We start from the raw sequence: 22,618 nt of genomic DNA, 5'->3' as shown, positions 1-22,618 counted from the left end.
CAATCCGCAATCCTGGGCTCACGAATTGGGTGACGGTGGTAATACTTTCGATGAGCAACCAGCCGATTCAACTGAAGATCGTCAGGTGACCGCGTCGTTCCACCGAGTCTAAATCGTGTGCCACAGCTAGACCACCAGTGGAGGTAATCCGAAAATGTCTGCTCCGACGACAGTTCAAAAGTTAGCTGCCGAAGCACTGGGAACGTTCTGGCTCGTTCTCGGGGGTTGCGGCAGCGCCGTTTTCGCAGCGAAGGTGATCGCGGACGACGACGGAACCCAGCTCGGTATCGGGTTCCTCGGCGTATCCATCGCTTTCGGCCTCACCGTTCTGACCGGCGTGTACGCCCTCGGTCACATCTCGGGTGGACATTTCAACCCGGCCGTCACGGTGGGCGCCGCTCTGGCCAGACGTTTTCAATGGAAAGACGTACCGGGCTACGTCGTCGTGCAGGTGATCGGTGGCCTCATCGGCGGCGCGATCATCCTTCTCATCGCCAATGGCAAAGAAGGGTTCGAGCCCGAGGGTTCGATGGCCGCCAACGGCTACGGCGACCACTCGCCGGGCGGGTACACCATGTGGGCCGCACTGGTGGCCGAGATCGTGCTGACCGCCATCTTTGTCATCGTCATCCTGGGCGCCACCGACACCCGGGCGCCACAAGGCATCGCGGGCATCGCAATCGGTCTGGCCCTCACCCTCATTCACCTGATCAGCATCCCGATCACCAACACCTCGGTGAACCCCGCTCGATCGACGGCGGTGGCGTTCTTCAACGGCAATGGTGCGCCCGGTCAGCTCTGGTTGTTCTGGGTCGCGCCGCTCGTGGGCGCACTGTTGGCCGGCATTCTCTACCCACTTGTCTTCGACAAGGGTGCCAACGAACCCGAACTCGATCAGATCCCCAATCCACCGGTTACGGCCTGAACTTGCTTGGTCGACGGCTCCGGCCGTCACGCAATCCGGGTGGCGAGCATTGTCTCGTCGAGAGTCCAGGTGCTCTCGCCGTCGTCCGAGAACTCCCCGGTCCATGTGAAGGTGTTGTCGGTGATGTCGGTGAAGCGCCACCGAAGCGCCGGTGTGTCATCTGTGCTGGTCAACGTGATATCCCCGTCGCCTACCTCGCCGATGAACTTCCGCACACGTGCATTGATCGGCTCCACCCACGTTGATCTCCAGGCTGCGATCGACGGGTCGTAGAACCGGATGGTCGAGCCATGGAATGCTCGAAACCCCCGTTCCGGCGGCGCAAGACCAGCTCCGGGCACCATCCACACGTCCTGGATCGCCCGACCGCCCAGAACCCACCCGAAGTGGAGTTCTCCGTCGAGTTCGGGAGAGTCCGAGGCCGCCGGTATCCAGCGAATGTGCCACGACCCCACGAATCTGCCGAAAGCCCACAAGTGCTCAGCTACGCCTCGAGTCGGCGCCGGGGAATGCAGGTGGGCGGCCAAAGCGTTGTAGCCTCCGTAATTCGTCAGCATGCTGACACATTGTCATATTGCTGACAAATATGCCAGGCTGGGTAGGTGAACAAGGCCGAGGCTTACCGATTGCTCATCGCCGACGTCTACGAACTCGCCGGCGCATCACGCCGGACGAGCGAGGGCGTGGCTCGGCGGGCCGGACAGACCGTTGCCCGCTGGCACGTGCTCAGCGTCCTGTCGGAACCGTCGACGGTGGCCGGAACTGCACGACGCCTTGGCCTGTCACGACAGAGCGTGCATCGCGTCTGCGGCGACCTCTTACGTGAAGGGCTTCTGGAGAGCCAGGACAACCCCGACCATCAGACCTCACCCCTACTCCGGCTCACCAGCGCCGGCAGGGCGATCCTGGCCGAACTGGTGCGGGAGTCGGACGTCGAGAGGTCCCGGCTCCTCACCCGCACACACATCACGGTGGACGAACTCGAGAGCGCGCGCACCATCGTCCGCACCCTGATCACCGCCCTCGACAACCAGTAGGCCGGTGTCACGCCGTCAGCGGAACCGCCTCAGGCGCAGGCTGTTCCCGACGACAAACACCGATGACAACGCCATCGCCCCGCCGGCGATCATGGGGCTGAGCAATCCGAGTGCAGCCAGTGGCAGGGCGGCCACGTTGTATCCGAACGCCCAGAACAGGTTTCCCTTGATGGTGCGAAGTGTTGCGCGAGACAGGCGAATCGCATCACCTGCGGCCCGCAGATCACCCCGGACCAGGGTGATGTCCCCGGCCTCGATCGCGGCGTCGGTACCCGTGCCCATCGCGAGTCCCAGGTCGGCCTGAGCCAGAGCGGCGGCGTCGTTGACACCGTCGCCGACCATCGCCACGGTCTTTCCCTGTGCCTGCAGGTCTTTGATGGTATCGACCTTCGCGGACGGCAGCACCCCAGCGATCACTGTGTTGATACCCACCTGTGCGGCAACCGTTTTGGCGACAGTCTCGTGATCACCGGTGAGCAACACCGGCTCGAGACCGAGGTTCACCAACTCCGCAACGGCCTGCCGCGACGTCGCCTTCACCACGTCGGAGACCACGAGCACGCCGCGGGCGCGTCCGCCCCAGGCCACCGCGACAGCGGTCTGGCCTTCCGAACCCGCCCGCTCCAGCGCGGCGACCAGCTCACCGGGTATCTCATTGCCTCGCTCGGTCAGCAGTTGTGGTCGACCGAGAAGCACCTCCACGTCATCGACGACACCCTGGACCCCGAGGCCCGCGGAATTGACGAAGTCACGAACTGCGGGCAGCGGCCCGGTGCGCTCGCGTGCGCCGTCGGCGATGGCACGCGCGATCGGATGTTCGGACGCGTTCTCGATCGCTCCGGCCACGCGCACAACATGATCGGGCTCTTCACCGTCGGCGACGGCAACCTCCGTCAAGGTCATCTGACCGGTTGTCACAGTGCCGGTCTTGTCGAGGACCACGGTGTCGACCTGCCTGGTGGATTCGAGTACCTCGGGTCCCTTGATCAGGATTCCCATCGTGGCCCCACGGCCGGTCCCGACCATCAACGCGGTCGGCGTCGCCAGCCCGAGTGCGCAGGGGCACGCGATGATCAACACGGCGACCGCCGCGGTGAAGGCATCGGCAGCGTCATATCCGAGCAGCAGCCACACAGCCAGGGTGCCCAGCGCGAGCACGATGACCACGGGCACGAAGACACCGGAGATACGGTCGGCCAAACGCTGTACCTGCGCCTTGCCGTTCTGCGCCTGTTCCACAAGCCTCGCCATCTGGGCGAGCTGTGTGTCGTTCCCGATCTTTGTGGCACGTACGGTGATCCGCCCTCCGGCGTTGACCGTTGCGCCGACCACCGCATCGCCTTCGTTCACCTCGACCGGCACCGATTCACCGGTCAGCATCGATGCGTCCACTGCCGACGAGCCGCTTTCCACCACACCGTCGGTTGCGATCCGCTCGCCCGGCCGCACCACGAACAGGTCACCGACGGCGAGGTCTCCGATGGGCACCAGCACTTCGGTGTCACCCCTGAGCACCGTCACGTCTTTGGCGCCGAGACCGAGGAGCGTTCGCAAGGCCGCTCCCGCACGACGTTTGGATCGCATCTCGAAGAACCGGCCGGCCAAGATGAAGGTGGTGACTCCTGCCGCCGCCTCCAGGTAGATGTTGGCCGATCCGTCCGAGGAGCTCATCTCCATGCCGCCGTGTGCGGTCTGGGGATCGCCTGCGGCTCCGAAGAACAGCGCGTACAGCGACCAGCCCAGTGCGGCAATGGTTCCCACCGACACGAGCGTGTCCATCGTCGCAGCGCCGTGACGCAGGTTGATCGCAGCCGCCCGGTGGAATTGCCAGCCGCCCCACACCACCACAGGCGCTGCGAGTGTCAACGAGAGCCACTGCCAGTTGTCGAACTGCAGAGGCGGAATCATCGCCATGGCGATCACGGGAACGGAGAGAACAGCGCTGACCAGCGTGCGATGACGCAGGCGGTTCAGTTCCTGATCATGACCGTCGTCATCGTGGTCGTCGGCGGCGGCATCTGGATGCTCCTCGATCGCTTTCGCCCGATAGCCGGCCGCCTCTACCGCAGCGATCAAGTCGCCGGTGGCAACCGGATCGGAATAGGCGACGTTCGCCTTTTCGGTCGCGTAGTTCACCGTCGCCTGCACGCCGTCGAGCTTGTTGAGCTTGCGTTCGATGCGGTTGGCACATGAGGCACACGTCATCCCAGCGATCTCGAGGTCGATATGCGCCTGTGGGACAGCCGCTTTCGGGTCACCGGTAGAACTCGTCGGCGTGGTCGAACTCATTGCTCAGCCCAGCCGGTATCCGGCCTCGTGCACCGCGGCCTCGATCTTGTCCCGGCCTACCGGCTGCTCACTGTGGACGGTGAGCCCGCCGCTGTCCAGGTCCACGTCCACCGTGTCCACACCGGGCACCTCGGACACTTCTTCGGTGACCGATGCGACGCAGTGCTGGCATGTCATTCCCACCACCGTGTAGGTCTGCGCGCTCATGTTTGTTCTCCTCCTACGACCGGACCAGCCGGGCGATCGCCTCGGTGGCCTCTTTGACTTTTTCCTGGCCCTGCTCTTCGCTCTGGCGGGCCGCGTCGACGACGCAGTGCGACATGTGCTCCTCGAGCAGTCCCAGGCTCACCGCTTGCAAAGCCTTGGTCATCGCCGCCACCTGGGTGAGGATGTCGATGCAGTACTTCTCGTCTTCGACCATCCGCTGCAACCCGCGGGCTTGACCCTCGATACGACGCAGCCGCTTGAGGTAGTCGTCCTTGCGGTTGATGTAACCGTGGTGTTGGTGCTCGTCGGCCATGTGCCCTCTTTCGCCCGTTGTTCGTACCGTTTTACCATACCCCCCTACCGTACCTAAGTCGAGGAGCGGGCAGAACGGCCCAGGCCGGCGAACGAACAAACCGTCCCTCAGGCGAGAGGACGCGAAGCCGGGCCGCGGAGTAACGGCGTGGTCATCGAATCCGGCGGAGCCGAACCGGCAGTCCGTCAGCGGGCATCGGACCGGTTCCCCAGGTCATCAGAGGGACATAGTCGCGGGGCACCGTCCAGGAGAAGTCGAGGAGAAGACGATGCATCACCGCTTTGACCGTCATCGCCGCGAAATGCATCCCGATGCACTTGTGCGCGCCGGCGCCGAAGGGCGACCAGGCGTAGCGATGCATCTCCTTCAACACTGCAGGGTCATCGAAGCGACCTGGATCGAAGACGTCGGGCCGCGACCACCACGTGTCCAATCGCATCGACAGGTGCACGTTCAGGGCGATCTCGGCGCCTGCGGGTACGTGATGGCCCAGGATGCTGGTGTCGGACATGGCCTGACGGAACAGCGTCCCGGCAGGCGCATACATCCGCAGTGACTCTTTGAAAGCGCAGTCCAGCAGATGTGCGGAGTTGAGCTCGTCCATCGATGCATCGGCAGGCAGGGCTGCGACCTCTTCTCGCAGATCCTTCTGCAGTTCAGGGTCTTTGCCGAGGTGATAGAGCAACATGGACAGCGCGATGGTGCTGGTGTCGTGCGCCGCCATCAGCAGGAAGATCATGTGGTTGGTGACGTCCTCGTCGGTGAAGACGTTGCCTTCGTCGGTGCGCGACTGACACAACACGGTGAACAGATCGTCGGCATTTCGATTACGACGACTCGGTACTGCCGTCCGGAAGTACCGCTCGAGATGCCGACGCCCCCGTAGGCCGCGAGCCCACAGCCCGCCGGGAATCGGCTGCCGGACAACCGCTTGCGCGCCCCGGACCGCATCGTCGAACGCGCGCGACAGTTCGGTTGCGGTCGAGCTGTCGGGGGATTCGCCGACGAACACCTGACTTGCCATCGCGAGCAGCAACTCCTTGGTGTGGTCGAACAGCAGGAGCTGCTCACCAGGTGCCCACGTATCGAGGATCCCGGAGACGAGCGGCCGCGACAACGTGAGGTAGCCGTCGAGACGGGGACGCGTGAACGCCTGCTGCATGATTCGTCGATGGAACATGTGCTCGTCGAAATCGAGCAGCATGAGTCCTCGGTGGAAGAAGGGGCCGATCACCGGGTGCCATCCCCTCTCGCTCGAGAACACTTTGTTCTTGTCGAGCCAGACCTCTTGCAGCGCTTCCGGACCCGTCACCGTGACAACTCGGAAGCCGACGGCGCCGGTCCACGACACCGGCCCGAATCGGCGGTATCGCTCACGCCCGAAGTCGAGAGGATGGGCGATGCTCTCCAGGACGTGCCCCAGACCGGGTATGCCGTAGCTGCCCATGACGGGTTCGAGTCCACTGCCTTCGGGAGGTACGGCAAGTGGCTCCGCCGGAGATGGGTACAGCGAGGCCAAGCGGGCCGAACCCCGCTGCAGAGTGTCGGTGACCGCGGCCCGCGTCGGCTTCATCGGATCTGGGTCCTGTCGAGGTATGCCCGGCGACCGCTCGCATCGAACTCACCAGGTTCCTTGCCACCCACAAGTCTCTTGGCCTGGAGCAGAAGCCGTTCCGGGACAGCCTGTTCGACCACGCCCATCGGAGCCAGCCAACGAGGGACCGTGACCTCGGACCTACCGTGGCCTGCGCTGGCGACAATCGCCGCCGCGACGTCGTCTGCCTCCAGTGTCGGTTGCAGGCGCAGAGTCACCCCTGAGGTCAGGTCGGTCCGGGTGGCAGCGGGCATCACAGTCGTCACACTCACCCCGGTGCCGACGATCTCGGCGCGGATGGCCCTCGAGAGCGCGACCACTCCGAACTTGGAAGCGCAGTAGGTCGCCATGCCTGGTGTCGAGACCTTGCCTGCCATCGATGAGACATTCACGATGTGACCGCGGCCGCGGGCGATCATGTGGGGCAGCACCAGATGCGTCCCGGTCACCACTGCGCCGAGATTGATGGCCAGTTCGCGGTGCAGCGCCTGGAGTTCGGAATCGACGAAGCGGCCCATCAGCTGGATGCCGGCATTGTTCACGAGCATGTCGATGTCGTGGCCGTCCGCGGCGGCCAGTAAGAACTCCCGAAAGCTCTTCTCATCCGTGACATCAAGAGCCTCCGCCCGGATTCCGAGCTCGTCGGCCGTGGCCGAAGCGGCATCAAGATCGATGTCGCCGATCGTCACGATGGCACCCCGCTGGGCCAAGGCTGCTGCAGTGGCCCGGCCGATTCCGCGTGCACCGCCCGTGACACAGACGCGGGCACCATCGAGGTCGATCACAGGGGGCTTCCGATCGGCTCACGAAGCGCGAAGTAGGCGATGAGTCGGACCTCCCCGTCGGGCATGGTGAGGAGTGCGCGCCCCAGATACACGCCCGGAACCAGTTCGACGATCTCGTCGCGTGTCCGCTTGATGGGGAACGTGCGGACGCTGGGGTTCTTGTACTGCGGCACAACGTAATCGAGCGCGCGCACCATGACTCGTGGCTCGATCAGGCCTTTGTCGATCGCATGGTCGAAGTCGAAACCCTCCACCTCGCCGCGTCCACGCCTTAGCCCGCGGTACCCGAATGCGACAACCGGCATGGCCAGCCGAGCGATCAGTGCCAATCTGTTGAATCCCGTTCCGGCGCTCAGGTCGAAGGTCTTTCCCCGCCATGTCGGGTTGATGCGCATCAAGGGGTTGGCCAGGTGGGCCTCGGGTATCCCGAACAGCTTGCCGACGATCAGTCCCTCCATCTTGCCGTCCGGTCCGTCGGGGGCCGCGGCTTCACCGAACAACTCCGCCAGAGCTTCTCGGTCGTTCCGCTCACCGAGTTCTCTGATGTATTGCCACGCCGCTCCCCTGGCGACAGTCGGACGCGCGGCTGCCAATTCGCGCAACTCCGAGACCATGGAGCACACGGCAGAAGCCGGCTCCCCATCCCTCGTCGACGAGCCGACCTCTTGCTCTTGCACCGACATCCATGGCCTCCCAATTTTGGTACAACTCTGTTCCAGTTTCTATCTGGAACAGGACGGTACCAGATAGGCGAGGGCAATCAAGACCTTTGGCGGACGAAGATGCAAAACTGTGGGCGTGACTAGCGGCAGCACGCGGAACTACGGAGGCGCTTCCGCATCTGCACGTGTTGAGAAACGCCGGTCCGGTCTCATCGATGCGGCTCTGACAGAGATGGCCGAGAATCGCTGGCGATCTGCCACCGTCGCCAGCCTGTGTGTTCAGGCCCGCCTGAACAAACGGTACTTCTACGAGAGTTTCGACGACCTCGACCGGCTCGCCGACGCTGTCATCGACAGCGTCGCCGCCGACGTCGGTGGTGCGGCCGTTGCCGCGTATCTCGCGACACTCGACTCGCCTCTGGAGGTGCAGGCCAAGAACACGGTGGGCGCATTGGTCGACGTACTGGGCACCGATCGGCGCAAGGCGCTTGTCCTACTCGGCGGCGTACCGACCTCCGCAGGTCAGGAGGACACGCGACGGGCTGCCATCGGGGGTTTGACGGCCATCCTCGTCGACCATGCACGACGCATCCACGACGTCGAACTGGAACAGGACTCTCTGGCCTTCACGGCGCCGGCGTTTGTCATCGGCGGTACCGCACAGACGATCTTGTCGTGGGTCAACGGCGACCTTCCGGTCGAGCGCGATCAGTTGATCGACGACATCGCCGCAATCTGGTTGTCGCTCGGCGAAAGCGCGTCAGACATGGCGCGGTCGAGGCTCGATGACCCGGGTGAGTAAGGGTCACGACTGTCACTCTTTGGGTTCAGCAGGGCGATGACGCAACGCCCGCGCCAGATCGGTCAGCGCATCCGCAACAGCGAGTAGCGCTTCGTCGACCGTGGGCGTACGCGAGTGGCCGGCCGCCCGGCTCGACTTCTCTTGATCATCGGCCGGACTCACTGCACTCGACGCGGGGCCTCGGGGCGACTCAGTCGGCACGTGCTCTGGTTCTGGTTCGCGGTGTCGACGAGGTGGGGCCTCTGGTGTCATCTCGCGAGACGCCTCATCACTGACGGTGACGAGGGTGCCGTTGCGAGAGCCGTTCCGGCTGACCTTTACCTCCGGCCGATATGGCGCCCCGAAGCCACGCATCGTCGAGGGCGGGGCGAATCGGTGGGGTCCACCGTGGTCGGCGAACAGAACACAATTGCCTCCCTGAACTCCGTCGGATGCCACACAGCTGTCGAGCTCCGCCAGACGCTGACCGGACTGGCCGTCGAGCCACAGCACCCAGGTCCGCCGCGCCTCGGGCGGCTCGGCTCCCGCGTCACTACCGTGCGTTCCGTCGTGACCGAGCCCAAGGCGGCATCGTTGAACCCAGCCGTTCTCCGGCGCGTGCACAAACGCTTCATACGTGTCGGAGGCAGCGATTACCGTGGACCAACACAGGTCGAATTCGGTCGCCACCGCTACATCTTGGCCTCATCGCGATGCGGTGGCGAGTCCGACACACGAGTTGGGAGTTTTGATGATCGGTTTCGTTAATGCCATTGCCCTCGACGGACCGGATCCGGTCGGGCTCGCGCGGTTCTACCAGCAAGTTCTCGGCGGCGAGCTGGATACAAGCGATCCCGAATGGGTCACGCTGGATTGCGGTTTGGGTAAAGCGAAACTGACATTTCAACCATCAACCAGCTATGTACCCCCGAAGTTCCCCGACCCCAACGGCAGTCAGCAGTTCCATCTGGACATCCAGGTCGACGACTTCGAGACGGCCGAACCACAGATACTCGACCTCGGAGCGCGCAAGGTCGAGGGTCAGGAACATCCCGGTTTCCGGGTGTACCTCGACCCGGCGGGTCACCCGTTCTGCCTTGTCCTCGAGTAGCCGGAGCTTCCTTCTGACTGCTGTCTGGCGAAGTCAGGCCGCGTATAGTTGCTGCCATGGTTGCAGTTCTCGACGAGAAATTGGCCGACCTCGATCGGTGGACGCCGGGCGACCGGTGCTCGATAGTCCGCGCCCTCGAGGTGGTCGGAACCAGGACTGCATTGCTGATCATGCGCGAGGCCATGTACGGCACGACTCGTTTCGACGGATTCGCGCGGCGGGTCGGAGTCAGCGACGCGGTCGCATCCGCGCGACTCAAAGCGCTTGTCGAAGCAGGTCTCCTGGAGAAGTCGCCCTATCAGGAACCTGGTCAACGCACCCGCTACGAGTACCGGCTCACCGAGATGGGCACCGACCTGGTCCCCGTGCTGTTCGGGCTCATGCAGTGGGGAGACAAGTATTTCCAGCCCAAGGGCAAGCCGCTGCAGCTGCAATCCAACGTGACGGGTGAGCCCGTGCACGTGGGACTGACCACGCCTGACGGCACCGAGGTCCCCCTCGACGACTTGCGGATATCGCTGGTCAAACGCTGACGGATAGACTCCTCAGCCATGGTTGCCGACGCTGCGCTGCGTGCTGATCTCGTGGTGGTCGGTGCTGGTGTCGCAGGCCTCACCGCGGCGGTTCGAGCCGCCGAATCCGGGCTCGCCGTGACTGTTCTCAACAAGGGCAGCGGCTGGCGTCCCGACGATCCGGCACCCAACACCGCCACCTACTTCGCGCAAGGCGGCATCGCCGTTGTGGAGCCCAGCAACACCGAGGACTCGGTGGCGCTGCACACCCGCGACACCGTGGTCGCGGGTGCCGGTCTCACCGACCCTGCAGCCACCGAGTCCATCCTTTCGGAGGGCTACGCCGCGGTCTCGGCCTTGGTCAGCTGGGGCGCGCGCTTCGACATCGGGGACGACGGGCGCTTCCTGCGGACACGAGAAGGTGGACACAGCGTTCGTCGGATCATTCACGCCGGCGGTGACGCCACCGGAGCGCAGGTGCAACGGTCTCTGGCGGTGCGCGCGCTCGCCCAACCCACCATCACCGTGCTCGACGAATCGTATGCCCAGCAAATCCTGCAGGACCAGCACGGCACAGCAGTCGGGGTGCGCGTCGGACTCTCCGGCGGCTCATTCCGAGACATCCTGGCGCCCACGGTGATTCTCGCGACCGGCGGCGTCGGGCATCTCTATGCGGCCACCACCAACCCGCTCGGTTCGACGGGTGACGGCATCGCCCTGGCGCACCGGGCTGGCGCGACGGTCTCGGACATGGAGTTCATCCAGTTCCATCCGACGATGCTGTACCGCCCCGGTCAGCGCGGCAGGCGCACACTGATCACCGAGGCACTACGCGGCGAAGGCGCCAGACTCGTTGACAGCGAAGGAAATCCGGTCACCGAAGGCGTACACCCCCTCGGCGATCTCGCTCCGCGCGACGTGGTCGCCAACGCGGTCGGTGCCGCCATGGCGCGCACCGGCCACCGCTGCGTCTACCTCGACGCCCGCCACATCGCGGACTTCGGCAGCCGCTTCCCCACGGTCACCGCCGGTGTCGCAGCAATCGGCATCGACCCCACCTCCGACCTCATCCCGGTGGTCCCCGGCGCACACTATCTCTGTGGAGGTGTTGTCACCGATACCGAGGGCGCCACCACCGTTCCCGGGTTGTTTGCCGCAGGCGAAGTCGCCCGGACAGGCCTGCATGGTGCAAATCGGTTGGCGTCCAACAGTTTGCTGGAAGGACTGGTGATGGGACTGCGGGTCGCGCGGGCAGCCGCCGGCCGAGCCGGACACCCAGACGCTTTGCTACCGGACGTCGCGCCCGAGCTCGTCGCACCCGTCGCCCCACGTCGAGAACTCCAGGATCGAATGTCTGCGAGCGCGGCCCTATCTCGCGACCATTCGGGGCTGATGGCTCTCGCCGACCACCTCGACGCGGTGCCACGTCGGCCACTGCTGGATGGTGCCGACCACGAAGATGCTGCGCTGACCGCCACCGCACGGCTGGTGGTCGCCGGCGCTCTGGCCCGGAAGGAGTCGCGGGGTTGCCATCATCGGGTGGACTACCCCGAGGCCTCTGCGCCCATCGCGGGTTGACGCACGCGACCCGCCGATTGCCAGGTGGGCGTATAGCGCTTCGGCTCCCCAGTCCGTTCATAAAGGCCCTCCTACTTCAGTTTTCGTGGATACCGATCGTCATCCCGCCTTTGACGTTCTCGCTTGTCCGAGGGTTCCCGGCCGGGTTCGTCCAAACAGATGACTATCGAATGCGTGTTCGAATAGCTAGACTGATACCACGCTGATCGTCCGCAAGACCTGACTCTGAGATACGTGTGATTACGCCACCATTGTGATCGGCTGCCCAATGTTGATGTGCTCAATATTGTTGTCTTGGAGGGGGTGTGGTGGTGGCTGTTGTTGATCTGGTTGATGAGGTCATCGGTGTGGGGTTTCCGGACGATTCGGCCGGGGTGGTGGCGGTGGTGAGAGATCTGATCACGCTGCGTAATGCTGTTGAGGCGCGGTTGGCGGCCGGTGCGGCGATCATCGACCGCCTGGGTGTGGCCAAGCGTATGGGGTCGACAACGTCGAAGGTGTTGCAGGCCAACGGGGCCGCGCCGGCGACGGCGGCACGATGGCTACGGATCGGGACCGGCTTGGTGGGGTTGGATCGGACAGCCGGATACTTTCGGGACGGGTTCCTCTCCGCCGAGCACGTCGATGCAGTCATTCGAGGTATCAGTCATGTTCGCAGCCGCTCAAGGGATGTGAGGAGCGAGGACTTTCGGTATGAGGTCGAACGAAAGCTACTCGGCCATGTGATCTCTGGTGCACCACCCGCCGAGCTCGACCGGATCGCCCGAGCGATGGGCAACGAGGTTGCGGAGGTGTCCGGTGGGTTGCCGGCCGCCGAAGACACTTCGTTGAACAGCCTGGACTACGTCGTCACCAGTGATGGCCGGTTGTCGGGGAGATTTGATGTTGATGCGGTGACCGGAGAAAAGATGATGTCCGCGCTCGATGTGTGGTCCCGACCCCGTCCCGAACCGGACGGGAGCGCCGATGCTCGCACACCGACGCAACGACGCGCTGATGCCCTGCACCAACTCCTCGACTGTGGCGGCGGTGGGCAAGCGCTGATATCGGCGCCGAGAACGGAGGTGGCGGTGACGGTTCCGGCTGATCACCCCGATCGGGCGGTGTTGCGGTGGATGGGTCCGGTCACCGAAGCAACCGCCGCAGCAGCAGCGTGTGATGCAGTCATCACCTCGATCACCCTCGACGGGCAGCAAGTGCCGATCGACCTGAGTCCACCCAAACGCCTGTTCACCGGACCAGTGCGTAAAGCGATCCTGATCCGCGATACCTGCTGCATCAAATGCGGAGCACCAGCGACCTGGTCAGACTGCCACCACATCGTGCACTGGGCCGACGGAGGACCCACCACCCTGGGCAACGGGTGCCTGCTGTGCCGGACCTGTCATCGGGCCGTGCACCACACCGACTGGGACATCGTCATGGGCACCGACGGACACCCCTGACTGATCCCGCCCGCCGACATCGACCCCACCCGACAACCACTACCAGCCTACAACCGCCGAACCCTCACCCTCGCAGCCTGACTCAGGCTGCCTGACTCACGCGAACCAGCACCGCACCGCGAAACACCGCACCCGCCACAACGACGGGACCGCGGACGCACCCTGACAACTCCATAGTGTGAAGCCGCGTTCTGGGGCTGTCGCCTGCCCGACTGCCACAGGTCAGGCGACAGCCCTACCAACAGGGGCCGGCTCAGGTGCAAGATCAGGGCCACCGGCGTTGGCGAGTTCGAGACGTGAAAAGTGCTGTCGCTGAATGGTTGTTCTGCGCAGATATACCGAACTCCACCCTGCCACCACAATCCACGTGATCAGCAGTAGGGCGAACAACGCTGCAGCAATGACGTGCAAGGGTGCTGACCCCACGGCAACGGCGAGTGCTGCCGAACCGGCCACGCACGTTCCGATCGGAAAGGTGAAGCTCCACCAGGTGGGCGTGAAGGTCATTCCCCGTCGGGCATTGTGCACGGTGATCAGCGCCGCGAGGACAAAGACGAACCCTGCAAACCCCGACATGACCAATCCGTAGCCGATACCGAAGACGCGCAGCCCGTGGGCGAGCGAGGCCCGCTCGCCGTCGAACACGAGGTGTGCGCTCGAGCCCAGCAACACTGCGGCCGCGACTGATTGACCGATCATCCCGAGCATGATCCATATCGTCGGCGCCACCTGCACCGAAGGCAGTCCGCGATGGATTAGACGGGAGTAGATCATCGTCAAGGTCAAGAACCCGACAATCAAGGTCAGCCCGAACAGCGCGTAACACGTTGCGAGAAGTCCTGATCGGATCTCACCGGGCGGCAGGTGCGGGAGGAGCAACGGCCCGGTGGCTGCTGACACCATCGGCGGAACCACCGGCATCAACCAACTCGGCATGGCACCGTCCGCCGAACTCTGCGTACCGGTGATCATCCGGAATGGAACCCACACCGTTGTGAACACACCCGCGGCGGTGCCCACCGCCCACAACGCACCGCCCACCCACACTGCGGCTGAGTTACCGAAGAACTGCGGTCCGAGCTCGAGCGTCCCGGCGCCGACCGTCACCAAAGCCATGGCTGGGGCGCCGTAGAAGTGAGCCATGCCGGGGTCCGCGGCGTGATCGGCAGGCCCGTTGCCGAGGAATAGACACGCCGCGAGCACAAGGCCGGCCAGCGCGATCACCCAGAAGGAGGTCGTGAGAACCCCCATAGCCGGCCAAGCCGAGTGCAACGCCACTCCCGACGTGGCCACGATGCCCGTGCCCATCACTGCAGAGAACCAATTCGGCGTCATGGATTCATGTTCGCCTCGTCTCGTCGACACAGGTAGAGGGCTTGTTGTTGTCCGGGTACAAGTCAGGCTTGTAGCCTCGACAGATGGTGTTGCCCGCTCGAGTCCCTGACCTGTCTGCCCTCGACGTTGTCGTCTCCGTGGCACGGCGAGGCAGTATGAGCGCCGCCGCCCGCGAGCAGAACCTCAGCCAGCAGGCCATCAGCGCACGCGTCCATGCCGTGGAACGCGAACTGGGTGTGGTGCTCTTTCGCCGTTCGCCGTCGGGCACAGAACTGACGCCCGAAGGCGTCGCAGTGCTGGAGTGGGCATCGGGTTTGCTCGACGCGGCGGAACGGTTCTCGGCCGGGATCGACTCGTTGCTGGGCAGCAAACGCGCCACGGTCACCGTCGCGGCCTCGATGACGGTTGCCGAGTATCTGATTCCGTCCTGGGCGCTGGCCCTCCGGCGCCTTCACCCCGAAACACGGATACGGGTGCAGCCGATGAATTCCGCCGATGTCATCCGGGATGTGTTGGCAGGAACCGTCGACGTGGGATTTGTCGAAGGGCCACATACCGATTCGCGTCTGGATCACCGTGCTGTTGCGCACGACGAGCTGGTGGTGGTCACCCGGCCGGATCATCCCTGGGCACAAGCCGGCCGCGCCATCTCTCCTGCGGAATTGATGCGCACGCCGCTGGTTCAACGCGAACTCGGCTCGGGCACTCGGGTCACCTTCGAGGCGGCACTCGGTGAGGCCGCGGATCCGCTGCTCGAGCTGACGTCAGTAGCTGCCGTCAAGGCCGCGGTCCTCAGTTCCGACGCACCTGCCGTGCTGTCCAGTCTGTCCGTCGCGCCCGAACTGGCGGACGGCAAATTGGTCCGCATCGAGGTGTCCGGCGTCGCAATGCCTCGGGTGTTGCGCGCAGTATGGGATCGAAATCGTGGGTTACGCGGGCCAGCAAGGGATTTGGTCGACCTCGCGATCACCCGGTCTTCTGCTTCGCCCTGACTGGAGTGCTGTCGGGCAATACCATCGGGTGAGGCAGTGGATGCTGCCGAAAGGAGTCATCATGAAGTTCAAAGTTCGCCACATCCCCACCCGGGTCGCCACCGGCGCGTTCATCCTCAGTTCGGGTCTGGCCAAACGACAGGCCGACGAGGAGACCGCCACACAGCTCCACGGCCTCACCGCCGGGACATACCCACTGGCAACCAAGCTCAGCCCACCTGCGTTCATCCGGTTTGTCTCGACCGGCGAGATCGCACTCGGCGCCGCGTTGTTGCTACCCATCGTCCCCACCGCCGTTGCCGGCGCGGGCCTGACCGCCTTCTCGGCGAGTCTCCTCGGCCTCTACCTGAACACCCCCGGCATGCGGGAACCAGGCACTCTGGCCCCCACCCAGCAGGGCACCGCGCTGGCCAAGGATGTCTGGATGCTGGGCATCGGTGTGGGCCTGATGGTTGACGCTCTCGGCGAGAAGGTGCGGTCGAAATAGCGACGGCCTGCCGATGAGCGGTCTGCCTGCATCCATCCACACCACCGCGATCAGGGACGCCGAACTCGCCTGGACAGAGTCGGGTCACGCCTCGCGGCCCGGCCGGACCGCCATCTGGGCGCATGGGCTGACGTCGAGTGCCACCGCACAGGAGGCCGTCGGCATGTTCGATTGGTCGCCGGTCACCCGCGACCACCGGCTGATCCGGTACGACGCCCGCGGCCACGGCCGATCGACGGGCGTTGCCGATCCGGAGCAGTACACCTGGCCAAACCTCGGCCGTGACCTGCTCGGCCTGCTCGACGCGGTGAGCCCCGACGAGCCGGCCGCCGGGATCGGCTCGTCCATGGGGACAGCCACGCTGCTGTGGGCGGCGGTTGCCGAACCCCATCGGTTCCACCACCTCGTGTTGACCACGCCACCGACCGCCGGAGAGGTCCGGGCCGCACACGTTGTCGCCTACCGGGCAGGCGCCGACCTCATCGAACGCAGCGGGCTGGCCGCCTACGAAGCAGCTTCCGCGGGGCCACCGCCGGCGGTGCTGTCGGGTCTTGCCGACACCCGAACTCCGATTGCTGTGCCCGAATCCCTGCTGCCATCGGTCCTGCGGGGCGCCGCGCGCTCGGATCTGCCGGCGGACGTGGAGCTGCGTGCACTGCGTGTACCCACCCTGGTGCTCGCGTGGTCAGGAGACCCGGGCCATCCGCTGTCCACCGCACGTCGGTTGGCAACCGTCATCCCGGGCGCGCAATTGTGCATTGCCGACACCCCGGGTCAGCTCCGCGACTGGCCGCAAGGGGTCGCAGACTTCCTGGCGGGGTGAGTCTGCCGCTCCGTTGAAGTTGAAAGTTCGGGCACCCGAACTCTAAGGTGAGAGGATGCGAACTCGGTCCAGGGTATTGCGGGTGACCTCGGTGTTCGTCATCGCCCTGAGCGTCTTGGCCCTCAGTGCGTGCGTCGGCAAACGCGAGCGCAACGACGGCCGACTCACGGTGCTGACCACGTTCACGGTGCTCCAAGACATCGTCGCCAACATCGCGGGGCCAGATGTCCGGGTCGAGTCGGTGACCAAGGCCGGCGCGGAGATCCACGGCTACGAACCGACACCGGGCGATCTGCGCCGGGCTGCGGAAGCCGACCTCATCATCGACAACGGCCTGCACCTGGAAGCCTGGTTCGAGCAATTCGTCGACCGGCTCGACGTGGAGCACGTGGTCGCCAGCAAGGGTGTCGAGCCCATCCCCATCAGCGACGACGCCGGGGCCGGTACCGCGAACCCCCACGCCTGGATGTCGCCGTTGAACGTCCAGAAGTACGCCGACAACATCGCAGCGGCACTCGCCGAACTCGATCCCGACCACGCTTCCGAGTACCGCCAGAACGCCGCCATCTACAAGGCGCAGCTGCAGGAGGTCCACGACCGGATGGTCACCGAATTGGCAGAGCTGCCGCCGCAGAGCAGAGCGCTGGTCAGCTGCGAAGGCGCCTTCTCCTACCTCGCCCGTGATACCGGTATGCAGGAGAAATACGTATGGCCCGTGAACGCCGAACAGCAGGGCACATCGAAGCAACTGCAGTCCACGATCGACTTCGTCCGCGCGAACAACATCCGCGCGGTGTTCTGCGAGTCCACCGTGAGTGACTCGGTGATGCGCCAGGTCGAACGTGCCACCGACGCCGACTTCGGGGGCATCCTCTACGTCGACTCGCTGTCCGAGTCCGATGGACCGGTGCCGACGTATCTCGACCTCATCCGCCACGATTCCGACACGATCGTCAACGCACTGACCCGAGGTGGATCCCAATGACCACACTTCCTGCCCAGCCTCAACCGGGCCGTACTCCCCATGACGGGCCCTCCGCCATCGCGATCAACGGGGTCAGCGTGTTCTACGGCGACGTGCACGCCCTCGACAACGTCTCCATCAACATCGCGCCGGGGCGCATCTGCGGACTGATCGGGATGAACGGATCGGGCAAGTCGACACTGTTCAAGACCATCATGGGGCTGGTGAAACCCGACTCCGGATCGGTGGAGATCGCCGGAGGTACACCGGCCGAGGCGCGCAGCAACGGTCTCATCTCCTACGTCCCGCAGTCCGAAGACGTCGACTGGACGTTCCCCATCTCAGTCCGCGAAGTCGCGATGACCGGTCGGTACGGCCGCCAGGGATTCACCCGTAGACCACGTCGCGCCGACAAGGAAGCCGTCGACCACGCCCTCGCCCAGGTCGAGCTGACCGAGTTGGCCGGCCGCCAGATCGGGCGACTCTCCGGTGGACAACGCAAGCGGGCATTCGTCGCCCGTGGGATCGCCCAAGAGGCGGACGTCCTGCTGCTCGACGAACCCTTCGCAGGCGTCGACAAGAAGTCGGAAGCCACGATCATCGCTCTCCTGACGTCCCTGGCCTCACAGGGAAAGACGATCCTGATCTCCACCCACGACCTCGGCTCGCTCGAGACCTTCTGCGACGAGGCGGTACTGCTGATGCGCACGGTCCTGATGCACGACGAGCCCGACGTCGTACTACGGCCGGAGAGCCTTGCCCTGGCCTTCGGTATGGATGTGCTGGGACGGGGGGTGCGGTCATGATCATCGACTGGTGGCTTGATCCTCTTGCCGAGGACTTCATGGTGAACATGCTCCTCGCGACCACGGTTGCGGCCGCGGTGTGCGCCATGATCAGTTGCTGGATCGTTTTGATCGGCTGGTCGCTGATGGGTGATGCCGTGTCCCACGCGGTTCTGCCCGGTGTGGTGCTCGCGTACATCTTCGGCGCGCCGTTTGCGGTGGGTGCGTTGATCTTCGGCCTCGGCGCCGTCCTGCTGATCGGCGTGGTCCGCGACACCAGCCGGGTCAAGGAAGACGCCGCGATCGGCATCGTCTTCAGCACGCTGTTCGCCCTGGGCCTGGTACTCATCTCGATCACGCCGAGTCAGACCGACCTCAACCACATCCTTTTCGGCAACGTTCTCGGGGTCTCGCAATCGGACCTGTGGCAGATCCTCGGACTGGCCGTGCTCGCCGTGGTGGTCCTGACCCTCAAACGACGAGACCTCACCCTGTTCGCCTTCGACCCCACCCACGCTCACGCGATCGGTTTGTCACCTCGTCGCCTCGGCGCACTGTTGCTCGGACTGCTGGCTCTCACATGTGTTGTGGCACTGCAGATCGTCGGCGTTGTCCTGGTGGTCGCGATGCTGATCATCCCGGGTGCGTCCGCTTACCTGCTCACCGATCGCTTCAACCGGATGCTGATCATCGCTCCGATCTTGGCCTGTTCCTGTGCAGTCCTGGGGATCTACTATGCGTACTACCTGGACGTGGCACCCGGCGCGATGGTGGTACTCGCCCAGGGACTGGCGTTTGCGGTCATCTATCTGTTCGCACCTCGCCAGGGCGTGTTGATCAAGGCGATCAACCGGGCGCAGCGACGACGCTCCACGGCTCTCGCGGCGTCCTGACGCAGGGCCGGCCCCTCAGGGCCGTCCTGATCGGCGAGAGGATGGCGAGTGATGGGGCTGTACGCGGAGGCTTTTGCACAGAGTGTGGACGACCCGGACGAGTTCTGGCTTCACGCGGCCAAAGCTGTTGATTGGTACACCGCACCAACCGTCGCTCTCGGCCGACGGAGCGAGACGCAGTATCAGTGGTTTCCCGGAGCGACCCTCAACACGAGTTTCAACGCGCTGGATCGGCATGTGGACGCCGGCCACGGCGATCGGCCGGCCCTGATCTGGGATTCGGCGATGACCGGCGTCTCACGCACCTTCTCCTACTCCGACCTGCTGGCCGAGGTCTCCAAATTCGCAGGCGCCCTGCGTGAGCGCGGCGTCACCGCCGGCGACCGCGTCATCATCTACATGCCGATGATCCCGGAGGCCGCCATCGCCATGCTGGCCTGCGCACGGATCGGCGCCGTGCACTCGGTGGTGTTCGGCGGGTTCGCCGGAAAGGAGCTCGCGACCCGCATCGACGACGCGCGCCCGGTTGCGCTCATCACCGCTTCGGGTGGACTCGAGCCGGGGCGCACCGTGGAATACCTACCGATGGTGACCACAGCACTCGAACTGTCCGATCACCCACCCAGCACGGTGATCGTCAAGAATCGCGAGCAGATCGCCGGGAGCGCGGCAGACCACGACGGCTGGTTCGACTGGGACGAGCTGACCGCCGAAGCGCCTGCCGCAGAACCTGTTCCGGTCGCAGCCACCGACCCGCTCTACATCCTCTACACCTCCGGGACCACCGGCAAACCCAAAGGCGTCGTACGCGACAACGGCGGGCACGCCGTGGCGTTGACGTGGTCGATGCGCAACATCTACGACATCGCCCCAGGCGACGTGTGGTGGACGGCATCCGATGTCGGCTGGGTGGTGGGCCATTCGTACATCGTGTACGGCCCGCTCCTCGCGGGCGCCACATCCGTGATGTACGAGGGCAAACCGGTGGGCACGCCGGACGCGGGCGCTTTTTGGCGGGTCATCGACGACTACGGCATACGGGCGCTGTTCACCGCACCCACCGCCATCCGCGCCGTTCGAAAGCAGGATCCGGAAGCGAAACTGGTTGCGCAGTACGATATCTCATCGCTTCGGACGCTCTTCGCCGCCGGCGAACGACTCGATCCGGACACATACGAGTGGTCGACGAAGGTGCTCGGTGTCCCGGTAGTCGACCACTGGTGGCAGACCGAGACGGGCTGGGCGATCGCGGCCAATCTCCGCGGCCTCGAACCCATGCCACTCAAGGCCGGGTCGCCCACCGTGCCGGTGCCGGGCTTCCGGGTGCAGGTTGTCGACGCCGAGGGCCAAACCGTTCCGGCGGGCAGTGAAGGCAACATCGTCATCGAACTCCCGCTTCCGCCAGGAACTCTCACCGGTCTGTGGAATGACGAAGCGCGCTACCACGATTCATATCTCAAGGCATTCCCCGGTTTTTACCTCACCGGCGACTCGGGATACATCGACTCCGACGGCTACGTGTTTGTCCTCGGACGTTCCGATGACGTCATCAACGTCGCCGGACACCGGCTCTCCACGGGGAGTATCGAGGCCGTGGTCGCAGCGCATCCGGCGGTCGCCGAATGCGCGGTGATCGGCATACAGGACGAACTCAAGGGTCAGCGGCCCAGCGGATATGTGGTTCTGAAAGAAGGGGTCGACATCGATCCGGAGAGTCTCCGCTCCGAATTGGTTGCCATGGTGCGCGACCAGATCGGTGCAGTCGCGACCTTCCGCGATGTCACCGTCGTCAACGCGCTCCCCAAGACGAGGTCGGGCAAGATCCTGCGCAAGACGATGCGTCAGATCGCCGACCACGAATCCTTCACGGTGCCATCGACAATCGAGGACCCGGCGGTTCTCGAGGCGCTGAAGAGCCAGCTCGAATGATCGTGGTCACGAGACCTGTCGGTGGCCACCCGTAAATTTGCACCATGCCATTCGCCGACGAACTCCTGGGCGCCTCCGCGGTCGTGGGCTTGGCGACGTGCCTGAGGCTCGCCGGCTACAGCTCGGCCCGTACGTCGGCAACCGTCACCGAGTTCGACGGCATGGCGCTCAAGAACCGATCAGACCTCGTCCGCGACGCGCTGATCGGTGACCTGCCCGAACCGTTCACCGAGTTCGTCGGCGCGGTGAACAAACTCATCGACCAGCCTGGCTGCACCGGGTGGATGGTCTGGCCGATCACCGAAGCAGTGGCCTTACGTGCCACCTCACAGCGGACAACCAGAGCATTCGACGTCGGCCTGGCATTGCTCGCCGAGCTCACTCCTCGACTCACCTCCGAGTTCGCCTTGCGCACCATGCTTCTGGCCGATCTCGACCGCACGCTTGCCGCGGCGCACACATGGGCGGAATCACCGGACCACCACGTGCGGCGGCTCGCAAGCGAAGGAACCCGGCATTACCTGCCGTGGGCACGCCGGATACCCGAATTGCTTCGGCATCCAGAGGCAACGCTCCCGATCGTCGATGCGCTCTACCGCGACCCCAGTGAGTACGTTCGACGCTCCGTGGCCAATCACGTCAACGACCTCAGCCGGCACCACCCCGACCTGGTGGTCGCCACTGCGGCACGCTGGCAGAGCGCACCCGACGCCAACACCGACAGGCTGGTGCGGCACGCGTTGCGGACGCTGGTGAAGAAGGGCGACCCTGACGCGCTGGCGCTGTTGGGCTTCGATGCGCCGACCGGCCTCGACCTCTCCGAGCTGAACGTCGACCCAACCGTTGACACCGGGGACAAGCTCGCGTTTGCGGTAACTCTGACGCATTCCGGCGAGTCGCCGGTGAACGTGGTCGTCGATTACAGCATCGGTTTCCGCAAGGCCAACGGCGCCATCGCCCACAAGGTGTTCAAGTTGGCCACGAAGACGTTGAGACCGGGTGAACACCTCCGTCTGAGCAAGTCACATTCGTTTGCCCTGATCACCACCCGCCGGTATCACCCCGGCCGCCATGAGCTGGCCGTGCAGGTGAACGGCCGGCGCATGGGTGTAGCCGAGTTCGATCTCCTCGCCGCCGTAGGTCCCACTGTCTTGCGCTGACCATAGTCAGG

General features: G+C 64.7%; 24 protein-coding genes. 15 read left to right on the top strand and 9 right to left on the bottom strand.

The features are described from left to right. The first annotated feature begins 154 nt into the window (after positions 1-154). Positions 155-925: an aquaporin Z gene (gene aqpZ / locus KXR83_RS19165; RefSeq protein ID WP_437426175.1), complete on the top strand. Its 771-nt coding sequence runs from the start codon at positions 155-157 to the stop codon at positions 923-925. A gap of 26 nt (positions 926-951) precedes the next feature. On the opposite strand, the gene KXR83_RS19160 is transcribed toward aqpZ, so the two are convergent. Beyond that, positions 952-1,482, bottom strand: coding sequence for a hypothetical protein (locus KXR83_RS19160; RefSeq protein ID WP_437426174.1), 531 nt, complete (start codon positions 1,480-1,482; stop codon positions 952-954). Positions 1,483-1,527: 45 nt separating this feature from the next. On the opposite strand from KXR83_RS19160, the gene KXR83_RS19155 reads away from it, so the two are divergent. Beyond that, positions 1,528-1,962, top strand: coding sequence for a MarR family winged helix-turn-helix transcriptional regulator (locus tag KXR83_RS19155; RefSeq protein WP_437426173.1), 435 nt, complete (start codon positions 1,528-1,530; stop codon positions 1,960-1,962). A 15-nt stretch (positions 1,963-1,977) separates the two neighbouring features. Here the strand turns inward: KXR83_RS19155 and KXR83_RS19150 are convergent, their stop codons facing one another. From KXR83_RS19150 to KXR83_RS19125, 6 genes are all read right to left on the bottom strand, one after another. Next, positions 1,978-4,251, bottom strand: a complete 2,274-nt coding sequence (locus tag KXR83_RS19150) for a heavy metal translocating P-type ATPase (RefSeq protein WP_437426172.1) — start codon at positions 4,249-4,251, stop codon at positions 1,978-1,980. Positions 4,252-4,254: 3 nt separating this feature from the next. After that, positions 4,255-4,458: a heavy-metal-associated domain-containing protein gene (locus tag KXR83_RS19145; RefSeq protein ID WP_437426171.1), complete on the bottom strand. Its 204-nt coding sequence runs from the start codon at positions 4,456-4,458 to the stop codon at positions 4,255-4,257. A gap of 13 nt (positions 4,459-4,471) precedes the next feature. After that, the gene (locus KXR83_RS19140) at positions 4,472-4,771 is read right to left on the bottom strand and encodes a metal-sensitive transcriptional regulator (protein WP_030176527.1); all 300 of its coding nucleotides are present in this window, start codon (positions 4,769-4,771) and stop codon (positions 4,472-4,474) included. A 151-nt stretch (positions 4,772-4,922) separates the two neighbouring features. Further along, a complete protein-coding gene (locus KXR83_RS19135; RefSeq protein WP_437426170.1) occupies positions 4,923-6,344 on the bottom strand; it encodes a cytochrome P450 in 1,422 nt (473 codons plus the stop codon). Then, on the bottom strand, positions 6,341-7,150 hold the full coding sequence (locus KXR83_RS19130; protein WP_437426169.1) for an SDR family oxidoreductase: 810 nt from the start codon (positions 7,148-7,150) through the stop codon (positions 6,341-6,343). Before KXR83_RS19130 ends, KXR83_RS19135 begins: the two co-directional genes overlap by 4 nt. Further along, positions 7,147-7,833, bottom strand: coding sequence for a hypothetical protein (locus tag KXR83_RS19125; RefSeq protein ID WP_437426168.1), 687 nt, complete (start codon positions 7,831-7,833; stop codon positions 7,147-7,149). Before KXR83_RS19125 ends, KXR83_RS19130 begins: the two co-directional genes overlap by 4 nt. 115 nt (positions 7,834-7,948) lie before the next feature. Here KXR83_RS19125 and KXR83_RS19120 point away from each other — a divergent pair, with 115 nt between their 5' ends. Continuing rightward, positions 7,949-8,614, top strand: a complete 666-nt coding sequence (locus tag KXR83_RS19120) for a TetR/AcrR family transcriptional regulator (RefSeq protein ID WP_437426167.1) — start codon at positions 7,949-7,951, stop codon at positions 8,612-8,614. A 12-nt stretch (positions 8,615-8,626) separates the two neighbouring features. Here the strand turns inward: KXR83_RS19120 and KXR83_RS19115 are convergent, their stop codons facing one another. After that, positions 8,627-9,283 carry a hypothetical protein gene (locus KXR83_RS19115; protein ID WP_437426166.1) on the bottom strand — a complete coding sequence of 219 codons (657 nt, stop codon included), beginning with the start codon at positions 9,281-9,283 and terminating at the stop codon, positions 8,627-8,629. A gap of 61 nt (positions 9,284-9,344) precedes the next feature. Here KXR83_RS19115 and KXR83_RS19110 point away from each other — a divergent pair, with 61 nt between their 5' ends. The 4 genes from KXR83_RS19110 to KXR83_RS19095 all read left to right on the top strand — a co-directional run bounded on the left by KXR83_RS19110 (position 9,345) and on the right by KXR83_RS19095 (position 13,239). Next, positions 9,345-9,704, top strand: coding sequence for a VOC family protein (locus KXR83_RS19110; RefSeq protein WP_437426165.1), 360 nt, complete (start codon positions 9,345-9,347; stop codon positions 9,702-9,704). A 56-nt stretch (positions 9,705-9,760) separates the two neighbouring features. Continuing rightward, positions 9,761-10,237, top strand: coding sequence for a winged helix-turn-helix transcriptional regulator (locus KXR83_RS19105; protein ID WP_062796611.1), 477 nt, complete (start codon positions 9,761-9,763; stop codon positions 10,235-10,237). 18 nt (positions 10,238-10,255) lie between these two features. Then, on the top strand, positions 10,256-11,794 hold the full coding sequence (nadB, locus tag KXR83_RS19100) for an L-aspartate oxidase (protein ID WP_437426164.1): 1,539 nt from the start codon (positions 10,256-10,258) through the stop codon (positions 11,792-11,794). Positions 11,795-12,105: 311 nt separating this feature from the next. Next, positions 12,106-13,239, top strand: a complete 1,134-nt coding sequence (locus KXR83_RS19095; RefSeq protein ID WP_437426163.1) for a DUF222 domain-containing protein — start codon at positions 12,106-12,108, stop codon at positions 13,237-13,239. A gap of 222 nt (positions 13,240-13,461) precedes the next feature. On the opposite strand, the gene KXR83_RS19090 is transcribed toward KXR83_RS19095, so the two are convergent. After that, positions 13,462-14,574 carry a TDT family transporter gene (locus KXR83_RS19090; protein ID WP_437426162.1) on the bottom strand — a complete coding sequence of 371 codons (1,113 nt, stop codon included), beginning with the start codon at positions 14,572-14,574 and terminating at the stop codon, positions 13,462-13,464. A gap of 83 nt (positions 14,575-14,657) precedes the next feature. Between KXR83_RS19090 and KXR83_RS19085 the strand changes: the two genes are divergently transcribed. The 8 genes from KXR83_RS19085 (at position 14,658) to KXR83_RS19050 (ending at position 22,607) form a co-directional block, all read left to right on the top strand. Then, entirely contained in the window at positions 14,658-15,566 is a 909-nt protein-coding gene (locus tag KXR83_RS19085) for a LysR substrate-binding domain-containing protein (RefSeq protein WP_437426161.1), read from the top strand. A 61-nt stretch (positions 15,567-15,627) separates the two neighbouring features. After that, positions 15,628-16,053: a hypothetical protein gene (locus tag KXR83_RS19080; protein ID WP_030165686.1), complete on the top strand. Its 426-nt coding sequence runs from the start codon at positions 15,628-15,630 to the stop codon at positions 16,051-16,053. Positions 16,054-16,066: 13 nt separating this feature from the next. Further along, the gene (locus KXR83_RS19075; RefSeq protein WP_437426160.1) at positions 16,067-16,876 is read left to right on the top strand and encodes an alpha/beta fold hydrolase; all 810 of its coding nucleotides are present in this window, start codon (positions 16,067-16,069) and stop codon (positions 16,874-16,876) included. 55 nt (positions 16,877-16,931) lie between these two features. After that, on the top strand, positions 16,932-17,861 hold the full coding sequence (locus KXR83_RS19070; RefSeq protein ID WP_437426159.1) for a metal ABC transporter substrate-binding protein: 930 nt from the start codon (positions 16,932-16,934) through the stop codon (positions 17,859-17,861). Next, positions 17,858-18,646, top strand: coding sequence for a metal ABC transporter ATP-binding protein (locus tag KXR83_RS19065; protein WP_437426158.1), 789 nt, complete (start codon positions 17,858-17,860; stop codon positions 18,644-18,646). The genes KXR83_RS19070 and KXR83_RS19065 overlap by 4 nt, the downstream gene beginning before the upstream one ends. Then, positions 18,643-19,518, top strand: a complete 876-nt coding sequence (locus KXR83_RS19060; RefSeq protein ID WP_030165698.1) for a metal ABC transporter permease — start codon at positions 18,643-18,645, stop codon at positions 19,516-19,518. Before KXR83_RS19065 ends, KXR83_RS19060 begins: the two co-directional genes overlap by 4 nt. A gap of 51 nt (positions 19,519-19,569) precedes the next feature. Next, positions 19,570-21,447 (top strand): propionyl-CoA synthetase, encoded by a 1,878-nt coding sequence (locus tag KXR83_RS19055; protein WP_437426157.1) that lies wholly within the window; start codon positions 19,570-19,572, stop codon positions 21,445-21,447. A gap of 44 nt (positions 21,448-21,491) precedes the next feature. Continuing rightward, positions 21,492-22,607 carry a DNA alkylation repair protein gene (locus tag KXR83_RS19050; protein WP_437426156.1) on the top strand — a complete coding sequence of 372 codons (1,116 nt, stop codon included), beginning with the start codon at positions 21,492-21,494 and terminating at the stop codon, positions 22,605-22,607. Positions 22,608-22,618: the final 11 nt, after the last annotated feature.

It is taken from the genome of Williamsia muralis (genome assembly GCF_051487485.1).
Lineage (GTDB): Bacteria > Actinomycetota > Actinomycetes > Mycobacteriales > Mycobacteriaceae > Williamsia > Williamsia muralis_B.
Note: the sequence above shows the minus strand (reverse complement) of the source record. Positions and strands in the feature narration are given on the sequence as shown.

What these genes read in the sequence shown, in the direction of transcription:
- aqpZ (WP_437426175.1), top strand. Translation starts at nt 155, where the DNA reads ATGTCTGCTCCGACGACAGTTCAAAAGTTAGCTGCCGAAGCACTGGGA.
- KXR83_RS19160 (WP_437426174.1), bottom strand. Translation starts at nt 1,482, where the DNA reads ATGCTGACGAATTACGGAGGCTACAACGCTTTGGCCGCCCACCTGCAT.
- KXR83_RS19150 (WP_437426172.1), bottom strand. Translation starts at nt 4,251, where the DNA reads ATGAGTTCGACCACGCCGACGAGTTCTACCGGTGACCCGAAAGCGGCT.
- KXR83_RS19145 (WP_437426171.1), bottom strand. Translation starts at nt 4,458, where the DNA reads ATGAGCGCGCAGACCTACACGGTGGTGGGAATGACATGCCAGCACTGC.
- KXR83_RS19140 (WP_030176527.1), bottom strand. Translation starts at nt 4,771, where the DNA reads ATGGCCGACGAGCACCAACACCACGGTTACATCAACCGCAAGGACGAC.
- KXR83_RS19135 (WP_437426170.1), bottom strand. Translation starts at nt 6,344, where the DNA reads ATGAAGCCGACGCGGGCCGCGGTCACCGACACTCTGCAGCGGGGTTCG.
- KXR83_RS19125 (WP_437426168.1), bottom strand. Translation starts at nt 7,833, where the DNA reads ATGTCGGTGCAAGAGCAAGAGGTCGGCTCGTCGACGAGGGATGGGGAG.
- KXR83_RS19110 (WP_437426165.1), top strand. Translation starts at nt 9,345, where the DNA reads ATGATCGGTTTCGTTAATGCCATTGCCCTCGACGGACCGGATCCGGTC.
- KXR83_RS19105 (WP_062796611.1), top strand. Translation starts at nt 9,761, where the DNA reads ATGGTTGCAGTTCTCGACGAGAAATTGGCCGACCTCGATCGGTGGACG.
- nadB (WP_437426164.1), top strand. Translation starts at nt 10,256, where the DNA reads ATGGTTGCCGACGCTGCGCTGCGTGCTGATCTCGTGGTGGTCGGTGCT.
- KXR83_RS19090 (WP_437426162.1), bottom strand. Translation starts at nt 14,574, where the DNA reads ATGACGCCGAATTGGTTCTCTGCAGTGATGGGCACGGGCATCGTGGCC.
- KXR83_RS19085 (WP_437426161.1), top strand. Translation starts at nt 14,658, where the DNA reads ATGGTGTTGCCCGCTCGAGTCCCTGACCTGTCTGCCCTCGACGTTGTC.
- KXR83_RS19080 (WP_030165686.1), top strand. Translation starts at nt 15,628, where the DNA reads ATGAAGTTCAAAGTTCGCCACATCCCCACCCGGGTCGCCACCGGCGCG.
- KXR83_RS19075 (WP_437426160.1), top strand. Translation starts at nt 16,067, where the DNA reads ATGAGCGGTCTGCCTGCATCCATCCACACCACCGCGATCAGGGACGCC.
- KXR83_RS19070 (WP_437426159.1), top strand. Translation starts at nt 16,932, where the DNA reads ATGCGAACTCGGTCCAGGGTATTGCGGGTGACCTCGGTGTTCGTCATC.
- KXR83_RS19065 (WP_437426158.1), top strand. Translation starts at nt 17,858, where the DNA reads ATGACCACACTTCCTGCCCAGCCTCAACCGGGCCGTACTCCCCATGAC.
- KXR83_RS19060 (WP_030165698.1), top strand. Translation starts at nt 18,643, where the DNA reads ATGATCATCGACTGGTGGCTTGATCCTCTTGCCGAGGACTTCATGGTG.
- KXR83_RS19055 (WP_437426157.1), top strand. Translation starts at nt 19,570, where the DNA reads ATGGGGCTGTACGCGGAGGCTTTTGCACAGAGTGTGGACGACCCGGAC.
- KXR83_RS19050 (WP_437426156.1), top strand. Translation starts at nt 21,492, where the DNA reads ATGCCATTCGCCGACGAACTCCTGGGCGCCTCCGCGGTCGTGGGCTTG.